An 18,432-nucleotide genomic window follows, 5' to 3' on the forward strand; every position below is an offset into this window, starting at 1 on the left:
CCCCTGCCCCGCGCCCGGGGGCCCGCCCGGCCCGTACCCGGGCGCGGGACACCTCGCGCCGCCTTGCATGATGGGCCCCGAGCAGTGAGGAGTCCGCATGCCGCCGTTCCGGACCTTGCCGGCCCTGCCGGTGGCCGTCGCCCTCCTCGGCCTGCTCCCCTCCGACTCCTCCGCCCTCTCGGTCCCGCCCGCCGACACGGTGCTGCCGCTGCTGGTGACCCGGGGCGGAGCTCCCGCGGCGGCCCTGCTCGCCCAGGAGGGGACCACCACCCGCTATGCCCAGGCCGGGCGGGGAATCGCCCGGTCGGACCACTTCCGCGCCGGCAGCATCACGAAGACGTTCCTCGCGACGGTCGCGCTGCAACTGGCCGCCGAGCAACGGCTGTCGCTGTCCGACACCGTGGAGCAGCACCTGCCCGGCCTGGTGCGGGGAGCGGGCAACGACGGCCGCGCGCTGACCCTGCGCTCCCTGCTCACCCACACCAGCGGCCTGTACGACTACACCGCGGACACCGGCGGGACCGCACCCGTCACACCCCGTCAGGCCCTGAACCTCGCTCTCACCCACCCTCCGGCCCCACGTGGCCGCTTCTCCTACTCGAACACCAACTACGTCCTGCTCGGCCTGGTCATCGAGAAGGTGACCGGCCACTCCTACGCCACCGAGGCCGAGCGCCGCATCATCACTCCCCTGCGCCTGACGGGCACCTCCTTCCCCGGATCCCGTTCCTCGTTGCCCGCTCCGCACGGCCGCGCCTACGCCGCCGACGGAAGCGACGTCACCGCTCTCGACCCGCGGGTGGCCGGCGCCGCGGGCGAGTTGGTGACCACGCTCGCCGACCTGGACCGCTTCTACCCGGCCCTGCTCGGCGGGCGGCTGCTGCCCCCGCGCTGGCTGCGCGAGATGCTCGACACCCGTGCCGCACAGGGCGCGTACGGCATGGGGCTGTTTCCCGAGAGACTTCCGTGCGGCACCACGGTGTGGGGGCACAACGGGCACATATCCGGCAGCTACGTGCGCACCGCAGCCACCGTCGACGGCCGGCGTGTCCTCACTTTCCGCGTGAACACGGACGCGATAGCCGATCCCGGTCTCGAACCCGCGGTGCTCGCGGCCGAGTTCTGCCCCCGCACCTCGTAGAACGACCGGCCCCCGAACGAAGATCCCGCTCCCCGACACCCGTTCGGGTGACAGCGTCCTACAACGGCACGATGTCCGGTGCCCCCAGCCGCGCCGCGTCCGCAGTGAGGTCGTCCGGCTGTCGCTGCGACTCCCGCTCGGCCTCCACCCGCTTCTCGTAGTGCTGTACCTCGCGCTCGGTCTGGTCCTTGTCCCAGCCGAGCACCGGCGCCATCAACGCGGCCGCGTCGCGCGCACTGCGCGTCCCCCGGTCGAAGGTCTCGATCGAGATGCGCGTCCGCCGGGTCAGCACGTCGTCCAGATGCCGCGCCCCCTCGTGCGAGGCCGCGTACACGATCTCGGCGCGCAGATAGTCGTCGGCCGCCGGCAGGGGCTCACCCAGGGACGGGTCGTCGGCGATGAGCGCGAGGAGTTCCTCGGCCATCGTCCCGTACCGGTTCAGCAGGTGCTCCACCCGCACCACGTGCAGTCCGGTCCGGGCCGCGATCCGCGCCCGCGCGTTCCACAGCGCCCGGTAGCCCTCGGCGCCCAGCAGTGGCACGTCCTCGGTGACGCACTCGGCGACCCGCATGTCGAGCCCGTGCACCGCCGCGTCCACCGCGTCCTTGGCCATGACCCGGTAGGTGGTGTACTTGCCGCCCGCCACGACGACCAGTCCGGGCACCGGGTGCGCCACGGTGTGCTCGCGCGACAGCTTGCTGGTTGCGTCCGACTCACCGGCGAGCAGAGGCCGCAGGCCCGCGTACACGCCCTGGACGTCGTCCCTGGTGAGCGGCACCGCGAGCACCGAGTTCACATGCTCCAGCAGGTAGTCGATGTCCGCGCTGGACGCGGCCGGGTGGGCCTTGTCGAGGTCCCAGCCGGTGTCCGTGGTGCCGACGATCCAGTGCCGGCCCCAGGGGATGACGAACAGCACGGACTTCTCCGTGCGCAGGATCAGCCCGGTCGTGGAGTGGATCCGGTCGCGCGGCACGACCAGGTGGATGCCCTTGGACGCCCGGACGTGGAACTGGCCGCGCTCCCCGACCATCCCCTGGGTGTCGTCCGTCCACACGCCGGTGGCGTTGACGACCTGCTTGGCGCGGATCTCGTACTCGCCGCCGCCCTCGACGTCCTGCACCTTCGCTCCGACGACCCGCTCGCCCTCGCGCAGGAAGCCCGTCACCCGTGCGCGGTTGGCCGCCTTCGCGCCGTACGCCACCGCCGTGCGCACCAGCGTCGCCACGTACCGGGCGTCGTCCATCTGCGCGTCGTAGTACTGCAGCGCGCCGACCAGCGCGTCCTTCCTCAAGCAGGGGGCCACACGCAGGGCGTGACCGCGGGTCAGATGGCGGTGCATCGGCAGGCCCCGGCCGTGGCTTCGGGCCATGGACATGGCGTCGTACATCGCGACGCCCGACCCGGCGTACAGCCGCTCCCAGCCCTTGTGCTGCAACGGGTACAGGAACGGCACGGGCTTCACCAGATGCGGGGCGAGCCGCTCCAGCAGCAGGCCGCGCTCCTTCAAAGCCTCCCTGACCAGGGCGAAGTCGAGCATCTCCAGGTAGCGCAGGCCGCCGTGGATCAGTTTGCTGGACCGGCTGGAGGTGCCCGACGCCCAGTCCCGCGCCTCGACCAGGCCGGTGGACAAGCCCCTGGTCACGGCGTCGAGCGCGGTGCCCGCACCGACCACGCCTGCACCCACGACCAGCACGTCCAGCTCGCGCTCGGCCATAGATGCGAGTGACTCGGCGCGCTGCGCCGGTCCGAGTGTCGCTGTCCTCACCGCTGCCTCCCGCTCATCGGTCGCGCCGACCGCACCCGTCGGGTGCAGCCCCGTCCGTATCCCCCTGCCCAAATTCTGACCGCGCTGCCCGACTTCAGCCACCACGGACCCTCGGCCTGTGGACAACGCTCACGGAACACACACCGAAACCCGGGCGGACAATCCCGCATATCGGTCATATTTACTCCTAGTCTGACATTGCGCTCGCCCGTCCTGTCCACAGGGCTTGCGCGTCTGTCCCACTTCGGCTATCGGGAAGGACGGCCACGCCATGCCCGCAGATCTCGCCGTCATCGGACTCGGCCCGTACGGCCTGCCGCTGGCCCAGGCCGCCGTCGCCGCCGGCATCCCCACCCTCGGCTACCGGACCGGCCCCGAAGCCGGCTCCCTCAGCCCCGCCGCGCTGCGCCGGATGCTCTCGGGGGGCTTCCGGCCGACCACCGACCCTGCCGAGCTCGGCAGGGTGCGCACCGCGGTCATCTGCGCGCCGACCCCGCCGGGTGCCGACGGCGGGCTCGATCTCGGCCAGCTGGAGACCGCCGCCCGCACCCTGGCCGCCCACCTGCGCCCGCACACCACGGTGATCCTGGAGTCACCCGTGCCCCCGGGGACGACAGAGGAATTCCTGCGTCCGCTGCTCGAAGAGGGCTCCGGCCTGCGCGCGGGCCGCGACTTCCACCTCGCGTACTCCCCCAGCCGCGTCGACCCCGGCAACCGCGACGTCATGCCCGCCACCACCCCGAAGGTCATCGGCGGCCTCACCCCGGCCTGCACCGAGTCGGCCGCGGCCTTCTACGGACGGCTGACCGACAAGGTGGTACGCGCGCGTGGCCCCCGCGAAGCGGAGACCGTGCAGCTGCTGGAGACCAACTACCGGCACGTGAACATCGCCCTCGTCAACGAGATGGCCGTGCTCTGCCACGACCTGGGCGTCGACCTGTGGGACGTCATCCGCTGCGCGGAGACCAAGCCGTTCGGCTTCCAGTCCTTCCGCCCGGGCCCCGGCGTCGGCGGCCACAGCGTCCCGCAGGACCTGACCGCCCACGGCGGCCGCGGTCTGCGCATGGTGGAGCTGGCCCAGCAGGTCAACCGCCGCATGCCCGGCTACGTCGTCCAGCGCGCCGCCACGCTCCTCAACGAACACGGCAAGTCGGCCCGCGGTGCCCGCGTGCTCCTCCTCGGCGTCACCTACAAGCCCGACCTCGGCGACCTCCAGGGCACCCCGGCCCAGGAGATCGCCCTGCGCCTGATGGAACTGGGCGCCTCGGTCAGCTACCACGACCCCCACGTCCCCGCCTGGAGCGTCCTGGACCGCCCCGTCCCCAGGGCGGACTCCCTCTACGAGGCAGCCGCCGACGCGGACCTGACCATCCTGCTCCAGCAGCACCGCACGTACGACCTCCAGGGCCTGTCGGTGAAGGCACAGCTACTGCTGGACACGCGGGGGGCGGCGCCCACGGGGGTGGCGCATCGGTTGTGAAGGGGGCGCGTGGGGACGCTGAGTCTCCTGGGCTGGTGGCGCGGGGCCACCCCGCCGCCAGTACCTTGGGAGACGACTGAGCCCACCGCAGTGGCCACTGCGGCAGGCTCCTGGATGGATCACGGAGTGTCCGCCCCTAGGTCTCTTGGGGGCGGCCGCTCACCATCCGATTATCCGCAAGATCCACCTCCTCCGGCACTGCACCGTCCGAAGACGGAGTCGGTCCCAGCGGGTGGGCTTGCGGTGGCGTCCCATGGGCGCCCCCTTCCACGACGCCGCCCATCGACCCGGTAGGCGGCACGTCGGATTCGGGCCGGGCCCCGAGGGCCGGGGTCCGGAACCGTGTCCTTGGAAGGTGGCACCCAGAACAACCTGGGCGCCGATCACGGACACCAGCGCCTCGAAACCGCCCCCCACGAGCCCGAACGGCCCGAAGGCAACCGTGCGCCCCCGAGCGGCGACGCGCGCCCCGCTCACACCAGTTGGGCACGCGAAAGGGCCCGGCCACTCCCCCGAGTGACCAGGCCCTTCTCAGCGTCGGGACGGATTACCGCCGGTGCTGGGAGTCCGCCACCGTAACCTCGACCCGCTGGAACTCCTTCAGCTCGCTGTAGCCGGTCGTGGACATGGCCCGGCGCAGCGCGCCGAAGAGATTCATCGAGCCGTCGGGGGTGTGGGACGGGCCCGTGAGGATCTCCTCCAGGGTGCCTACCGTGCCGAGGTCGACCTTCTGGCCGCGCGGCAGCTCCTCGTTCACGGCCTCCATGCCCCAGTGGTTGCCCTTGCCCGGCCCGTCGGTCGCGCGGGCGAGCGGGGAGCCCATCATGACCGCGTCGGCGCCGCAGGCGATCGCCTTGGGCAGGTCGCCGGACCAGCCGACACCGCCGTCCGCGATCACGTGCACGTACCGGCCGCCGGACTCGTCCATGTAGTCACGGCGCGCCGCGGCCACGTCGGCGACCGCCGTCGCCATGGGGACCTGGATGCCCAGCACGTTGCGCGTGGTGTGCGCGGCGCCGCCACCGAACCCGACCAGGACGCCCGCCGCGCCGGTCCGCATCAGGTGCAGGGCCGCGGTGTAGGTGGCGCAGCCGCCGACGATCACGGGGACGTCCAGCTCGTAGATGAACTGCTTCAGGTTCAGCGGCTCGTGCGAACCGGAGACGTGCTCCGCCGAGACCGTCGTACCGCGGATCACGAAGATGTCCACGCCCGCGTCCACGACCGCCTTGGAGAACTGGGCCGTGCGCTGCGGGGAGAGCGCGGCGGCGGTGACGACGCCGGAGTCGCGCACCTCCTTGATGCGCTGCCCGATCAACTCCTCCTTGATGGGAGCCGCGTAGATCTCCTGCAAGCGGCGGGTCGCGGTCTCCGAGTCCAGTCCGGCGATCTCGTCGAGCAGCGGCTGCGGGTCCTCGTAGCGCGTCCACAAGCCTTCGAGGTTCAGGACGCCGAGGCCGCCCAGCTCGCCGATGCGGATGGCGGTGGCCGGGGAGACGACCGAGTCCATGGGGGCGGCCAGGAAGGGCAGCTCGAAGCGGTAGGCGTCGATCTGCCAGGCGATCGAGACCTCCTTCGGGTCCCGCGTACGGCGGCTGGGGACGACGGCGATGTCGTCGAAGGCGTACGCCCGGCGGCCGCGCTTGCCGCGCCCGATCTCGATCTCAGTCACGTCTGTGGCCTTTCCCTGATGCGTTGCAGCGTCTTCCAGTATCGCCGACGGGCACGACGAGGGCGGCCCCGGATGCTCCGGAGCCGCCCTCGGAAGGCCTGGCGCTACTTGCTGCGGCTGTAGTTCGGCGCTTCGACCGTCATCTGGATGTCGTGCGGGTGGCTCTCCTTGAGGCCCGCGGAGGTGATGCGGACGAAGCGGCCCTTGGACTCCATCTCCTCGATGGTGGCGGCGCCCACGTAGCCCATGGTCTGGCGCAGACCGCCGACGAGCTGGTGCAGCACGTTGGCCAGCGGGCCGCGGTAGGGCACCTGGCCCTCGATGCCCTCGGGCACGAGCTTGTCGTCGGAGGCGACCTCGGCCTGGAAGTAGCGGTCCTTGGAGTACGACCTGCCCTGGCCGCGGGACTGCATCGCGCCGAGCGAGCCCATGCCGCGGTACGACTTGAACTGCTTGCCGTTGATGAACTGGAGCTCGCCCGGGGACTCCTCACAGCCCGCGAGGAGGCTGCCCAGCATGACGGTGTCGGCGCCCGCGGCGAGCGCCTTTCCGATGTCGCCCGAGTACTGCAGACCGCCGTCGCCGATCAGCGGCACGCCGGCCGGGCGGGCGGCGAGGGACGCCTCGTAGATGGCGGTGACCTGCGGGACGCCGATTCCGGCGACGACCCGGGTGGTGCAGATCGAGCCGGGGCCGACGCCCACCTTGATGCCGTCGACACCGGCGTCGATGAGCGCCTGCGCGCCGTCGCGCGTGGCGACGTTGCCGCCGATCACGTCGACGCGCACGCTCGACTTGATCTTCGACATCCAGCTGAGGGCGTTGCTGCTGTGGCCGTGCGAGGTGTCGACGACCAGGAAGTCCACACCGGCCTCGGCGAGCGCCTGGGCCCGCTCCAGCGCCTCGGGGCTGGCGCCCACGGCGGCGCCGACGATCAGACGGCCCTCCGCGTCCTTGGCGGCGTTGGGGTACTGCTCCGCCTTGACGAAGTCCTTGACCGTGATGAGGCCCTTGAGGACACCCGCGTCGTCGACCAGCGGAAGCTTCTCGATCTTGTGGCGGCGCAGCAGCTCCATGGCGTCGGGGCCGGAGATGCCGACCTTGCCGGTCACCAGGGGCATGGGGGTCATGACCTCGCGCACCTGACGGGAGCGGTCGGTCTCGAAGGCCATGTCGCGGTTGGTGACGATGCCGAGCAGCTTGCCGTTGCCGTCGGTGACCGGGACGCCGCTGATGCGGAACTTGGCGCACAGGGAGTCCGCCTCGCCGAGCGTGGCGTCGGGGTGGACCGTGATCGGGTCGGTGACCATCCCGGACTCGGACCGCTTCACCAGGTCGACCTGGTTGACCTGGTCCTCGACGGAGAGGTTGCGGTGCAGGACGCCGACGCCGCCCTGGCGGGCCATGGCGATGGCCATGCGCGACTCGGTGACCTTGTCCATGGCGGCGGACAGCAGCGGGATGTTGACCCGGACGTTGCGGGAGATGCGGGACGAGGTGTCGACCGCGTTGGGGAGCACTTCGGATGCACCCGGCAGCAGCAGCACGTCGTCGTAGGTCAGCCCGAGTGTCGCGAATTTACCGGGCACTCCGTCGACGTTGGCAGTCATGACACCTTCCCCAAATGGCCTTGATCGGTGCGGATGTCCATGCTAACGGGAAGCGCGGCTGTCTCATTCCACGGTTCCGCCTGGCTCCGGGCTTCGTATGTTCGTACGGAAACGGTGCGCCGCCTGTTCAACAGAGGGGTTGTTCAAGCAGGGCTACTGCTCGGCCAGCGCCCGCAGCCGGCTCAGTGCCCTGTGCTGCGCCACCCGGACCGCACCGGGTGACATTCCCAACATCTGGCCGGTCTCCTCGGCCGTGAGTCCCACCGCGATCCGCAGCAGCAGCAGCTCCCGCTGGTTCTCGGGCAGGTTGGCCAGCAGTTTCTTGGCCCACTCCGCGTCGCTGCTGAGCAGGGCGCGCTCCTCCGGCCCGAGGGAGTCGTCCGGGCGCTCGGGCATCTCGTCGGACGGGATGGCCGTCGAGCCGGGGTGACGCATCGCCGCGCGCTGCAGGTCGGCGACCTTGTGGGCGGCGATGGCGAAGACGAACGCCTCGAAGGGGCGTCCGGTGTCCCGGTAGCGGGGCAGGGCGAGGAGCACCGCCACGCAGACCTCCTGGGCGAGGTCCTCCACGAAGTGCCGGGCGTCGCCCGGGAGGCGGGACAGCCGGGTGCGGCAGTAGCGCAGAGCCAGGGGGTGGACATGGGCGAGCAGGTCGTGCGTGGCCTGCTCGTCCCCGTCGACGGCGCGGTGGACGAGCGCACCGATCGCGCCCTGGGCATGGGCCGCCTCGTCGTCGCGCATCGGTCCATGGTGCCTTGCGGTCGCCGGGTCCGCGGCACCGCGCCCGTTGTTGTGCACCGAAGCGTTATGAGCAGGTGCGCCGGAACTCATCCTTTGCGCCCTCCCCTTCCGCTCGACCGACTCGTCCCCGAGGAACTCCACACCTTCAAGGATGCGGCATCCGCGGCGAAACGAGCAGCGGGCATCCGGCGGACCCCCGGCCCGCCCCCGCCCACCTGGCATTCCGTGCCCTCACTACGACGGCTGCGACCTGCGGGGCCGCTTCTGGGGCCTGCCGTTCGGATCGTCCCGGGGACGTGGGTCCGCGCGTGCACCCTCCCGAGCTCTCGACGTCGCTCGGGCGGGGAGAGGTAACCCCCACCGCGCTGCCGTCGGCTCCCGCACGCGCGTGTGCGGCCCGCGCGGGGGCATCCGCGTGCCCCCGCTCACCGGCACTGACAAGGTGCCGTCGGATTCCTGCGGCCTGATCCAAACGACAGGCCCTAGCGCACCAGGCCCCACCGGAAGCCGAGCGCCACGGCGTGGGCCCGGTCCGACGCGCCGAGCTTCTTGAACAGGCGCCGGGCGTGCGTCTTGACGGTGTCCTCGGAAAGGAACAGCTCGCGGCCGATCTCCGCGTTGGAGCGGCCGTGGCTCATGCCTTCGAGTACCTGGATCTCGCGCGCCGTGAGCGTGGGCGCGGCGCCCATCTCGACCGAGCGCAGCCGGCGCGGGGCGAGCCGCCAGGTCGGGTCGGCCAGGGCCTGCGTCACCGTCGCGCGCAGTTCCGCGCGGGAGGCGTCCTTGTGCAGATAGCCGCGGGCACCGGCGGCCACGGCGAGCGCCACACCGTCCAGGTCCTCGGCGACGGTGAGCATGATGATGCGCGCACCGGGGTCGGCGGACAGCAGCCGCCGGACCGTCTCGACGCCGCCCAGTCCGGGCATGCGTACGTCCATCAGAATCAGGTCCGAGCGGTCGGCCCCCCAGCGGCGGAGGACTTCCTCGCCGTTGGCCGCCGTCGTCACGCGCTCTACGCCGGGCACGGTCGCCACCGCACGACGGAGCGCCTCTCGGGCAAGCGGGGAGTCGTCGCAGACGAGGACGGAAGTCATGACCGCCCTCCGCAGCTGATGCGCGTCACCTTGAGCCTCCAGGCTGGTACGAAATCGTCACCTGTGCGGTCGACCGTCTCGGACGCCTGCCCGAGCGCTTGTTCCTTCAACCGCCTCGCACTCTCAACGACGGTCACTCGAAAGAGTTACGGGTGCGGCTGCCCTCTTCGGCACTCTACGTGAGGGGGCGGACACGGTGCCGATATGCGCAACAGACCCTCGAACTTTCATCACAACCTATGCCCCATTCAGACCTATTTCTTCCGCTTTGCCAGTGTCTGGAGCTAGATTCGCAATGAGTCATATTTTCATCTCCTTAGATCGTAGTTGTACGGTCGTAGACACCGGATCCGCCCAGAACGGCAACAAGGGGTCACGTAATGGCAGATTTCTCCCGCCTTCCCGGACCGAACGCGGACCTGTGGGACTGGCAGCTGCTGGCTGCCTGTCGCGGGGTGGACAGCTCGCTCTTCTTCCATCCGGAGGGCGAGCGGGGTGCGGCGCGGAGTGCTCGCGAGAACTCGGCCAAAGAGGTCTGCATGAGGTGCCCGGTACGCGCCGAGTGCGCCGCCCACGCACTGGCGGTGCGTGAGCCGTACGGCGTGTGGGGCGGGCTGACCGAGGACGAGCGCGAAGAGCTGATGGGGCGGGCACGCAACCGGCTGGTGTCGGCGTCGGCATCCGGCGGGCACACTGCCCCGGACAACTGAAGGAACGTTTCTTCGAACGGGCACGCGCACGCGTGCCGTTGGTTTTTGGCGCCGGCGCTAACGGTGGGCGGCCCGTGCCAGCTGGTCGAGTGTCGCCGCAACCGCCGGGACCTGGGCGAGGTCGGGCAGGGTGAGCGCGACGATCTCCCGCCGTACCGCCGGTTCCAGCGTCACGGTGCGCACCCCCCGGGGCCGGACCGACTCGACCGCCAGCTGGGGCAGCACGGCCACGCCGAGGCCGGCGCCGACGAGGCCGACCACCGCCGGGTAGTCGTCGGTCGCGAAGTCGATGCGCGGGGTGAAGCCGGCGGCCGCGCACACCTCGGTCAGCTGGCCGCGGCAGCGCGGGCAGCCCGCGATCCACGGTTCCCCGGCGAGTTCGCCGATCGCGACGGACGCCGCACCGGCGAGCCGGTGCCGCTCGGGCACGAGCGCGACGAGCCGGTCCGACAGCAGCGGACGTACGACGAGGTCGTCCCACTCCTCGGCGCCCGCAGCCCCCTCGTAGCGGAAGGCGAGGGCCACGTCGCAGTCGCCCTCGCGCAGCAGGCCGACGGACGCTGGGGGTTCGGCCTCCTCCAGGGAGACCCGGGTGCCGGGGTGCGCCGCGCGCAGGGCGGCGAGGGCCGTGGGGACGAGTGTGGAGCTGCCGCTCGGGAAGGACACGAGCCGGACCCGGCCGGCGCGCAGCCCGGCGATGGCGGCGACCTCCTCCTCCGCGGCCGTCAGCCCGGCGAGGATCCCGGCGGCGTGCCGCACCAGTGCCTCACCGGCCTGGGTCAGGCGCATCTCGCGTCCGGTGCGGATCAGCAGAGGGGTGCCGACGGATGTCTCCAGGGCCTTCATCTGCTGACTGACGGCGGGCTGGGTGCAGCCCAGTTCCCGCCCGGCGGCGGAGAAGGAGCCGGTGGCCGCGACGGCGCGCAGGACGCGGAGATGACGAGCTTCGATCACCCTTCGAGGATAAGCGAGGATAAGCGAACCTTTGACCGCGCTGTGAATAATGCGTCGACGCTTTGGGGTCAGGTCCCTTACCGTGCGGGCATGAAGCTTCTGTCAGTGAACCTGGGCCGTGCCAGGGCTGTGGCGTACACGGACAACCCGGAGGGCGTGACCGGCATCGACAAGCGCCCGGCGGACGGGCCGGTGCGGGTGTCCGCGCCGGGGCCGAAGGGCATCGGCGGGAGCGGGCTGGCCGGGGACGCGGTGTGCAAGCTGGAGCACCACGGCGGCGACGACCAGGCCGTGTACGCGATGGCGCGCGAGGACCTGGACGAGTGGGAGCGCGAGCTGGGCAGGACTCTGGCCGACGGTGCGTTCGGCGAGAACCTCACCACCCAGGGCCTGGACGTGTCCGGCGCGCTGATCGGCGAGCGCTGGCGCGTCGGGCCCGAGGTGGTGCTGGAGATCACCTCCGGCCGGATCCCGTGCCGCACCTTCCAGGGCCACATGGACGAGAAGGGCTGGGTGAAGCGGTTCACGCGGCGGGGCGCGCCGGGGGCGTACCTGCGGGTGATCGAGCCCGGGGAGATCCGCGCGGGCGACGCCGTCGAGATCGTGCACCGGCCGGGCCATGACGTGACGGTGGCCTTGCAGTTCCGGGCGGTGACGACCGAGCGGACACTGCTGCCGCGCCTGCTGGCGGCGGGTGAGGCACTGCACCCCGAGCTGCTGAGGACGGCGCGGGAGTACCAGGAGAAGTACGGGGCCTGATGACGGCTCACCACGCCGGTCTCCACCGACTCTTCACCTCGGAAGGCCCTCCGGGGAAGCGGATGCACGCGGTCCGGGTCACTAACCTTCTGCCATGACAACGGCTCTGATTACGGGATCGACGGCAGGCATCGGGGCCGCGTTCGCGCGGCGACTGGGGGCCGACGGGCACAACCTGGTGCTGGTGGCCCGCGACACCAAGCGGCTTCGGGAGCAGGCGACCGAACTGCACGACCGGCACGGCATCGAGGCGGAGGTGCTGACGGCCGATCTGGCGGAGGACAGGGGCATCGAGTCGGTGGCCGAGCGCCTCGGCGACCGCAGGAACCCCGTCGACCTGCTGGTCAACAACGCCGGGTTCGGCAACAAGGGCCGCTTCCTCGACGTCTCCATGGCCGATGAGCTGCGGATGCTGAAGGTGCACTGCGAGGCGGTGCTGCGGCTGACGTCGGCGGCGACGGAGGCCATGCGGGAGCGCGGCCGCGGCGGTGTCGTCAACGTCGCCTCAGTGGCCGCGTTCGTCCCGCGGGGCACCTACGGTGCCTCCAAGGCCTGGGTCGTGCAGTTCACCCAGGGTGCGGCGCGCGACCTGGCAGGCAGCGGCGTACGGCTGATGGCGCTGTGCCCCGGGTTCGTCCGCACCGAGTTCCACGACCGGGCCGGCATGGGCACGGACAACATCCCCGGCTGGATGTGGCTCGACGCGGACAAGCTGGTGGCTGCGGCGCTGCAGGATCTGGCGCGCGGCAAGACGCTGTCCGTTCCGGACCCGCGCTACAAGGCGCTGATGGGGGTAACGAAGCTGGTGCCGCGCGGGATGCTCGGGGCGGTGTCGTCGAAGACGGGGCGGAAGTACGGCCCGCAGTAGCGGACGTACGGCCCGCGGTAAGGGAAACGGACGGCCCAGCCGTACGCGACGCGGTCGGCCCAGCCGCGCGCGGCGTGGTCGGCCCAGCCGTGCGCGACGTGGTCGGCCCGGTCGGCCCCGCCCGCCGGAGCCGGGAGGCATCCGGGCGCCCCGCTTGGGATGATGGAGCTGTTCCACCGGACACAGGGGGGCCCGGAGGCGAGGCCATGACCTTCGTACAGCTCATCGAATGCAGGACCAGCCGGCTCGACGAGGTGAACCGGCTGATGGACAGGTGGGTCGAACAGACCAAGGGGAAGCGGACCGCGACGCACAGCGTGGTGGCGAAGGACCGGGCCGACTCCTCTCACATCATCGAGATCGTGGAGTTCCCGTCGTACGAGGAGGCGATGCGCAACTCCGGGCTCCCGGAGACCGACCGGATCTTCCAGGACATGCTGGCGATCTGCGACGAGGAGCCCACCTTCACGGACCTGGACGTGGTCCGGGACGAGCAGCTGAACGCGGCCACCGCGCGCAGGTTCTTCGAGCTGGCGCCCGGCCAGGGAGCGGCGCCCGCGTTCAACGACGTGTTCATCGAGGACTACCACGACCACGATCCCGCCAATGTTCAGGACGTCATCGGGCTGGACGCGGCGCGGCGTGAGGTCGAGGAGTGGCGGAGCGGGTTCGACTTCTCGTTCACCATCGAGGACCAGATGGCCGAGGGCGACCGGGTGTGCACCCGGTGGACCTTCCACGGCCGGCACAAGGGCGACTTCCTCGGGATTCCGCCGACCGGGCGGGACGTCACCATGACGGGGACGACCGTCCACCGCTGCACACCGGACGGCAAGATCGCCGAGGGCTGGTGGCAGTACGACCGGCTGGGGCTGATGCAGCAGCTCGGGGCGCTGGAGCCTACGGAGCTCTGACCTCGCGGGGCTCCTTCGGTCAGCCGATACGGCCGGCGATGGTACGCGGCGGCGGTCGCACGCAGCCGGGCCGAGGACATGTCGTTCGTGATCGATGGACTGACGGGCCGACGACGGACGAAGGTGCTGTCCTACGCGATCGGCACGGCCCGGATCGGCATCGCCGGGTACTCGATGGGAGGCTCGGCCGCCGCCGCAGCGAACATGGCTGGCGACCACCGTGTCCGGGCCGTGGCCGACCTGGACGGCGACACTGTCCCGGGCCTGCCACGGCACGGCTCGGCCGGCGGCTGTTTCGCGCTCGACAGCGAGTCAGCCCTGGCAGCGCGATGAGCGACTGGTCCGAGGCACGGCCGCACCCCTTCCTCGACCTCCACCTGCGGTGGCATGCCGCAATTCCTCCGGGAGGGCTCCGTGGCCACGTATCTCGAGGTCGAGTCCCGGCAGCCGGGACCGGGCGAGCCGCTGATCGCCGTGTCAAGGACGACCCCCGTTTCGTACCGCTCCTCGCCGGTCTGCGCGAGGTTCTGCCCTGGGTGCACCAGTGGTACGGCGAGTACGACGAGGAGTGGGAGGGCAACCCCGCCGAAGAGTTCCAGGCCGCCCTCGACACCGGCCGCGCGGAGCGTGAGCTGTCCGAGGCGGATCTCGTCAACTGGCGTCCCGAGAAGAAGGTGCGCGGTCGTACTGGCGCAGAGCACTTGTTCCGCGGCTGCCGTATTCCTAGGCAAGGAGCTCAGGCAGCTGTCCCTACGTGGCCCTACAAACCCGGGGAAATCGCTGGCCGGGCCAGCCTCCCGCGTTCGTGGCCCACCTTTTTTCAAGATTTCGATCGTCTTCTGCTGCTCGGCGTTCTGCCTGCGCAGCTGCCTGAGCTCCTCGCGCTCGGCGCTGGTCAGCTCGCCTGCCCCGCCCTGCCCGCGGTCGATCCGGTCACGCTTGACCCAGCCGCGCAGGCTCTCCGGACTCACGCCCAGATCCCGCGCGACCTCCGTGATCGTCTTGTCGGAGGAGCGGGCCAACCCGATCGCGTCCCGCTTGAACTCCTCCGAATACCGCTTGGAGTACTGACTACCCACCTGGCACTACTTCCTCTGGAACCTCATGTCCCAGTCTCCAGGTGTCCAGTCACAAGGGGAAGCTTCACATGGGTGCATCCCCGAGTTCGTGGACCTCCAGTTCGTGCTCGTTCCGGAGGAGGGTGCGGCACGCACCGGCCCCACGGCTCTCCCGTGTGAAGCTGTTGACCAGTGCGCCGCCACCCGGCAGCCTCATCGAGTCGCGCAGTTGTGCGGTGATCGACATGGGCCGAAGGCAGCGGGCCCTACTGACAGGGCGATCGCCCTCACCCGAAAGCTTTCTTCACTCAACGCGTCGATCCACGCACGGAGCGTGCGGTAGCGTCGCCTCGACATCACGTCTTCCGCGTGCCACGCCGGGCGCGGAACGAAGACGGCCCCCGCGACGGTTGCAGCCGTCCGCGAGGGCCTGAACCACCAGTGGAAGTAAGGGCTCCCACCGTGATTTACCGGCACCATATCGCGCCCCCGCGCGCCTTCACGCAGTTCTCCCACGACCTCATCCGGCACCCCCGGCTGTCCTCCGACGCCGTGCGGCTGCTGACCTGGCAGCTCTCGCTCCCGGAGGGGGCGCGCGAGTCGTTGTCCCGTACCGCCGAGCGCGCCCGCATCGGGGCGTGCGCCTTCACGCGGGCCAAGCGGCAGCTGAAGGAGGAGGGCTTTGTGCACGAGCGGCGGGTCCAGGGGCCCGGCGGTCGCTGGGTGACCCAACAGCTTGTCTCTAACGTGCCGTTGAGCGAGGCCGAGGCCGCCAAGATCCTCGCCCGGATGCCCGTACACGTGCCCGACGCCCCCGCGTCGCGCCAGCTCGCCCCGAGTGCCCGCGTTCCGGCCGTCGGTGCTCCGACCCGTCCGCCCACCGACGGTCATCCAAAGAAAGACCCCGGGAAAAACACCTCCCACCGTCCCGCCCGGCCGGAGTCGGAGGCGAGGGCAGAGCCCGCCCCGGACCCAGCCGAGATCCCCGAAACCGCCCGCGCCCTCGTCACCGCGCTCCCCCACCTCTCCCCCGACCTCCGCCGCATCCCCCAAGGCATGCACGACGAGCTGGCCCGGCTCGTCTCCCGCTGGCTCTCGGCCGGTCACACCCCCACCGCCATCCGCACGCACATCCTGCGCGGCCTCCCCGCCGACGGCACCCCCGTCCACCGCCCCGGCGGCCTCCTGCGCTACCTGCTCCGGGACATCCCACCCGCGCCCACCCCGACCAGCAGCGTTCCGACCTCCGAACCACCCGCCTCCACACGCCCCTCCAGCCGCCTCGCCGCCCTCCGTGAATGCGAGGGCACCCACGTACAGGCGACCCTCTTCCGCCCGACCGGCGACGAAACCCTCTGCCGCCGCTGCCTCACCTCACCACCCACCGGTCAATGGGTCTGACGGAGCCGGGGACGGCCCCGGACGGCTACCGGAAGGCCGGCCGCAAAATCTGAGGCCCGTCCCAGTCCGATTGCTACGCGGAGTCGGATAGTTCAAGCCGCCCACACCACTTCCCCGGCTGCTGTAGGTTCCCGACCATGGCCGCGAGCAAAGAGATCGAGAACCCGGAGTCGCGCTTCTCCGCAGTGCTGGCCAGTGCCGCCAGGCTTCCGGGTGTGCGTATCCACAGGGAGGAATACCTCCGAAAGGCGCTGACCCGCTATTGCTCCGAGGACGAGATCCGGAGGGCGATCGAGGAGACCCCCGCAGCGGCAGGCATCTCTCTCGATGTTCTGAACAAAGCGGCCAACGACTCCATCAACTACGAAGCCGCCAAGGCCAGTGCCCTCTCCGCGGCTGCCGGGATACCCGGCTTCATCGCCCTTCCCGCCACTGTGCCCGCCGATACGGCCCAGTACTTCGGCCACATGCTGCGCATCGCGCAGAAGCTGGCCTACCTCTACAGCTGGCCCGATCTGTTCTCCGACGACAGCGACGACCTCGACGACGCGACCAAGGGGGTGCTCACGCTCTTCTTCGGCGTCATGTTCGGCACCCAGTCGGCGAACGCCGCCGTGGGGAAGGTCGCGGGGATGATGTCGAAGCAGGTCGCCAAGAAACTCCCGCAGAAGGCACTCACCCAGGGCGTCATCTACCCCATCGTGAAGAAAGTCGCGGGCTACCTCGGCGTTCAGATGACGAAGCAGACCTTCGCGAAGTCCGTCTCCAAGGCCATCCCCGTCGTCGGGGCCGTTGTCTCCGGCGGGCTCACTCTCGCGACCTACCTCCCCATGGCCAAGAGGCTGAAGAAGCACCTCTCCAGCCTGGAGCTGACGAAGCCGGCGCACCGGGTCGTCGACGAGGAGGTCATGGACGGGGAGGTCGTAGACGGGGAAGTCGTGGAAGGGCACGAGTCCTCCGCCACGATCCCTGAGCAGCACGACGCGGACGACACCGCCGTCAAGCTGGAGAAACCGCACTCGTCCTAGGGGGTGTCCGCCCGTAGGAGAAAAAGCATCGGCCCGGAGCGGCCGGGGCGCGCGTCCGGCGTCGTCAGTGACGCCTGACAGGATGCCCGCCATGGCATCGCGAGGCGACAGTGACGAGGCGTACGTTGTCGGCCTGTGCAACCGGGTCCTCGGCGAAGAGGCCCTGACCCAGCACAAGTTCGACTGGCTGCTGGGCGACCCGGGGACCGGGGGCCGACAGGTCAGGTTGCCGGTCGACGCGTACTGGCCCGGTCACCGACTCGTGGTCGAGTACCGGGAGCGCCAGCACGACCAGCCGGTGCCACACTTCGACAAGCCGGACCGGCTCACCGTGAGCGGTGTGCACCGGGGCGAGCAGCGGGCTCTGTACGACGCCCGCCGCGACACCGAGATTCCCGCTCACGGACTGCGGCTGATCGTGGTCCGGCCCGCCGACCTCGACGCGGACGGGCGCGGGCGGCTGCGGCGCAACGAGGAGGCCGACCTGGCGGCGCTGCGGAAGATCCTGACCCGGGACAGCGACGAGGACCGGGTCACCGACGCCTTCCGTGCCTGGCTGCTCGGTGAGGGGTGGACACCCGTCGAGCCCACGGACCGCTGGACCGACCTCGAAGCCGTGCGCGGCGAGGAGCGGCTGATCTGCGAGGCCAAGGGCCGCACCAAGGAGAAGGGCATCGACGCGGACATCGCCTACGGGCAGTTGCTGCGCCGCATGACCAGGCAGGACGCACGGATACGGTACGCACTCGTCGTGCCGTCCTCGTCCGTCAAGGCCGCCGAGCGGGTTCCGGCGCCCGTCCGTGAGCTGCTGCGGATCGACGTGTACGAGGTGACGGACGACAACGGGGTGCGCCGGCTGCCCGCGTGATGTGCGCCGAGCCGACGGACCTCAGTGCCCGTCGGTCGGCCGCCGGAAACCCGATGCCTTCATGTACATCTGCTACATTCGTGACATGAGCGAACCGGTAGTCGAGTCCATGGCCGAGGTCCGCAGTCACCTCGCCGACGTCATCGACCGCGCCCGCCGCGACGAGACACCGACGATCATCACCCGGCGCGGCAAGCAGGAAGCCGTCGTGATCGACATCGAGGAGTACCAGCGGCTGCGCCAACTCGCCGAGGACGCCGAAGAGGCATGGCTCAACCGGCTGGCCGACGAAGCCGAGTCCGAAGGCACCGACGGGTCGGTCTCGCTCGAAGAGATGGCAGCCCTGCTCCGCGACCGGCGGGACTGACG

Annotated in this window: 18 protein-coding genes and 2 pseudogenes; 12 read left to right on the forward strand and 8 right to left on the reverse strand. The window is 70.7% G+C overall.

Annotated features, from left to right (window positions below):
- The first annotated feature begins 97 nt into the window (after positions 1–97).
- Positions 98–1,141, forward strand: a complete 1,044-nt coding sequence (locus tag ACZ5TL_RS33945) for a serine hydrolase domain-containing protein (protein WP_468594653.1) — start codon at positions 98–100, stop codon at positions 1,139–1,141.
- 58 nt (positions 1,142–1,199) lie between these two features.
- On the opposite strand, the gene ACZ5TL_RS33950 is transcribed toward ACZ5TL_RS33945, so the two are convergent.
- Positions 1,200–2,906 (reverse strand): glycerol-3-phosphate dehydrogenase/oxidase, encoded by a 1,707-nt coding sequence (locus ACZ5TL_RS33950; RefSeq protein ID WP_468594654.1) that lies wholly within the window; start codon positions 2,904–2,906, stop codon positions 1,200–1,202.
- 271 nt (positions 2,907–3,177) lie between these two features.
- Between ACZ5TL_RS33950 and ACZ5TL_RS33955 the strand changes: the two genes are divergently transcribed.
- Positions 3,178–4,386 carry a nucleotide sugar dehydrogenase gene (locus tag ACZ5TL_RS33955; protein ID WP_468594655.1) on the forward strand — a complete coding sequence of 403 codons (1,209 nt, stop codon included), beginning with the start codon at positions 3,178–3,180 and terminating at the stop codon, positions 4,384–4,386.
- A 547-nt stretch (positions 4,387–4,933) separates the two neighbouring features.
- Here ACZ5TL_RS33955 and ACZ5TL_RS33960 read toward each other — a convergent pair.
- The 4 genes from ACZ5TL_RS33960 to ACZ5TL_RS33975 all read right to left on the reverse strand — a co-directional run bounded on the left by ACZ5TL_RS33960 (position 4,934) and on the right by ACZ5TL_RS33975 (position 9,503).
- On the reverse strand, positions 4,934–6,058 hold the full coding sequence (locus ACZ5TL_RS33960) for a GuaB3 family IMP dehydrogenase-related protein (RefSeq protein WP_468594656.1): 1,125 nt from the start codon (positions 6,056–6,058) through the stop codon (positions 4,934–4,936).
- A gap of 104 nt (positions 6,059–6,162) precedes the next feature.
- Positions 6,163–7,668, reverse strand: coding sequence for an IMP dehydrogenase (gene guaB, locus ACZ5TL_RS33965; RefSeq protein ID WP_468594657.1), 1,506 nt, complete (start codon positions 7,666–7,668; stop codon positions 6,163–6,165).
- A gap of 153 nt (positions 7,669–7,821) precedes the next feature.
- Positions 7,822–8,409: a sigma-70 family RNA polymerase sigma factor gene (locus tag ACZ5TL_RS33970; protein ID WP_248505684.1), complete on the reverse strand. Its 588-nt coding sequence runs from the start codon at positions 8,407–8,409 to the stop codon at positions 7,822–7,824.
- A 482-nt stretch (positions 8,410–8,891) separates the two neighbouring features.
- The gene (locus tag ACZ5TL_RS33975) at positions 8,892–9,503 is read right to left on the reverse strand and encodes a response regulator (protein WP_468594658.1); all 612 of its coding nucleotides are present in this window, start codon (positions 9,501–9,503) and stop codon (positions 8,892–8,894) included.
- Between the two features lie 380 nt (positions 9,504–9,883).
- Between ACZ5TL_RS33975 and ACZ5TL_RS33980 the strand changes: the two genes are divergently transcribed.
- A complete protein-coding gene (locus ACZ5TL_RS33980) occupies positions 9,884–10,213 on the forward strand; it encodes a WhiB family transcriptional regulator (protein ID WP_468594659.1) in 330 nt (109 codons plus the stop codon).
- 57 nt (positions 10,214–10,270) lie between these two features.
- Here the strand turns inward: ACZ5TL_RS33980 and ACZ5TL_RS33985 are convergent, their stop codons facing one another.
- Positions 10,271–11,167, reverse strand: a complete 897-nt coding sequence (locus ACZ5TL_RS33985) for a LysR family transcriptional regulator (protein ID WP_468594660.1) — start codon at positions 11,165–11,167, stop codon at positions 10,271–10,273.
- Between the two features lie 90 nt (positions 11,168–11,257).
- On the opposite strand from ACZ5TL_RS33985, the gene ACZ5TL_RS33990 reads away from it, so the two are divergent.
- The 5 genes and pseudogenes from ACZ5TL_RS33990 to ACZ5TL_RS34010 all read left to right on the forward strand — a co-directional run.
- Positions 11,258–11,926 (forward strand): MOSC domain-containing protein, encoded by a 669-nt coding sequence (locus ACZ5TL_RS33990; RefSeq protein ID WP_468594661.1) that lies wholly within the window; start codon positions 11,258–11,260, stop codon positions 11,924–11,926.
- Between the two features lie 94 nt (positions 11,927–12,020).
- Entirely contained in the window at positions 12,021–12,794 is a 774-nt protein-coding gene (locus ACZ5TL_RS33995) for an SDR family NAD(P)-dependent oxidoreductase (RefSeq protein ID WP_468594662.1), read from the forward strand.
- 206 nt (positions 12,795–13,000) lie between these two features.
- A complete protein-coding gene (locus ACZ5TL_RS34000) occupies positions 13,001–13,708 on the forward strand; it encodes an ester cyclase (RefSeq protein ID WP_468594663.1) in 708 nt (235 codons plus the stop codon).
- Between the two features lie 87 nt (positions 13,709–13,795).
- A complete protein-coding gene (locus tag ACZ5TL_RS34005; RefSeq protein WP_468594732.1) occupies positions 13,796–14,041 on the forward strand; it encodes a hypothetical protein in 246 nt (81 codons plus the stop codon).
- Positions 14,038–14,385, forward strand: a pseudogene (locus tag ACZ5TL_RS34010) (DUF7008 domain-containing protein); the annotation flags it as partial. The gene ACZ5TL_RS34005 and the pseudogene ACZ5TL_RS34010, both read left to right, overlap by 4 nt.
- A gap of 183 nt (positions 14,386–14,568) precedes the next feature.
- On the opposite strand, the pseudogene ACZ5TL_RS34015 reads toward ACZ5TL_RS34010, so the two are convergent.
- Positions 14,569–14,787, reverse strand: a pseudogene (locus tag ACZ5TL_RS34015) (transposase); the annotation flags it as partial.
- A gap of 64 nt (positions 14,788–14,851) precedes the next feature.
- On the reverse strand, positions 14,852–15,013 hold the full coding sequence (locus ACZ5TL_RS34020) for a hypothetical protein (protein WP_468594664.1): 162 nt from the start codon (positions 15,011–15,013) through the stop codon (positions 14,852–14,854).
- Between the two features lie 215 nt (positions 15,014–15,228).
- On the opposite strand from ACZ5TL_RS34020, the gene ACZ5TL_RS34025 reads away from it, so the two are divergent.
- The 4 genes from ACZ5TL_RS34025 to ACZ5TL_RS34040 all read left to right on the forward strand — a co-directional run bounded on the left by ACZ5TL_RS34025 (position 15,229) and on the right by ACZ5TL_RS34040 (position 18,430).
- Positions 15,229–16,167: a hypothetical protein gene (locus ACZ5TL_RS34025; protein ID WP_468594665.1), complete on the forward strand. Its 939-nt coding sequence runs from the start codon at positions 15,229–15,231 to the stop codon at positions 16,165–16,167.
- A 137-nt stretch (positions 16,168–16,304) separates the two neighbouring features.
- Complete coding sequence (locus ACZ5TL_RS34030) at positions 16,305–17,195, forward strand: hypothetical protein (protein WP_468594666.1); 891 nt, start codon at positions 16,305–16,307, stop codon at positions 17,193–17,195.
- Positions 17,196–17,286: 91 nt separating this feature from the next.
- Complete coding sequence (locus ACZ5TL_RS34035; protein ID WP_468594667.1) at positions 17,287–18,063, forward strand: hypothetical protein; 777 nt, start codon at positions 17,287–17,289, stop codon at positions 18,061–18,063.
- Positions 18,064–18,148: 85 nt separating this feature from the next.
- A complete protein-coding gene (locus tag ACZ5TL_RS34040; protein ID WP_468594668.1) occupies positions 18,149–18,430 on the forward strand; it encodes a type II toxin-antitoxin system Phd/YefM family antitoxin in 282 nt (93 codons plus the stop codon).
- Positions 18,431–18,432: the final 2 nt, after the last annotated feature.

The sequence above is a fragment of the Streptomyces sp. NPDC033136 genome, from assembly GCF_055578235.1.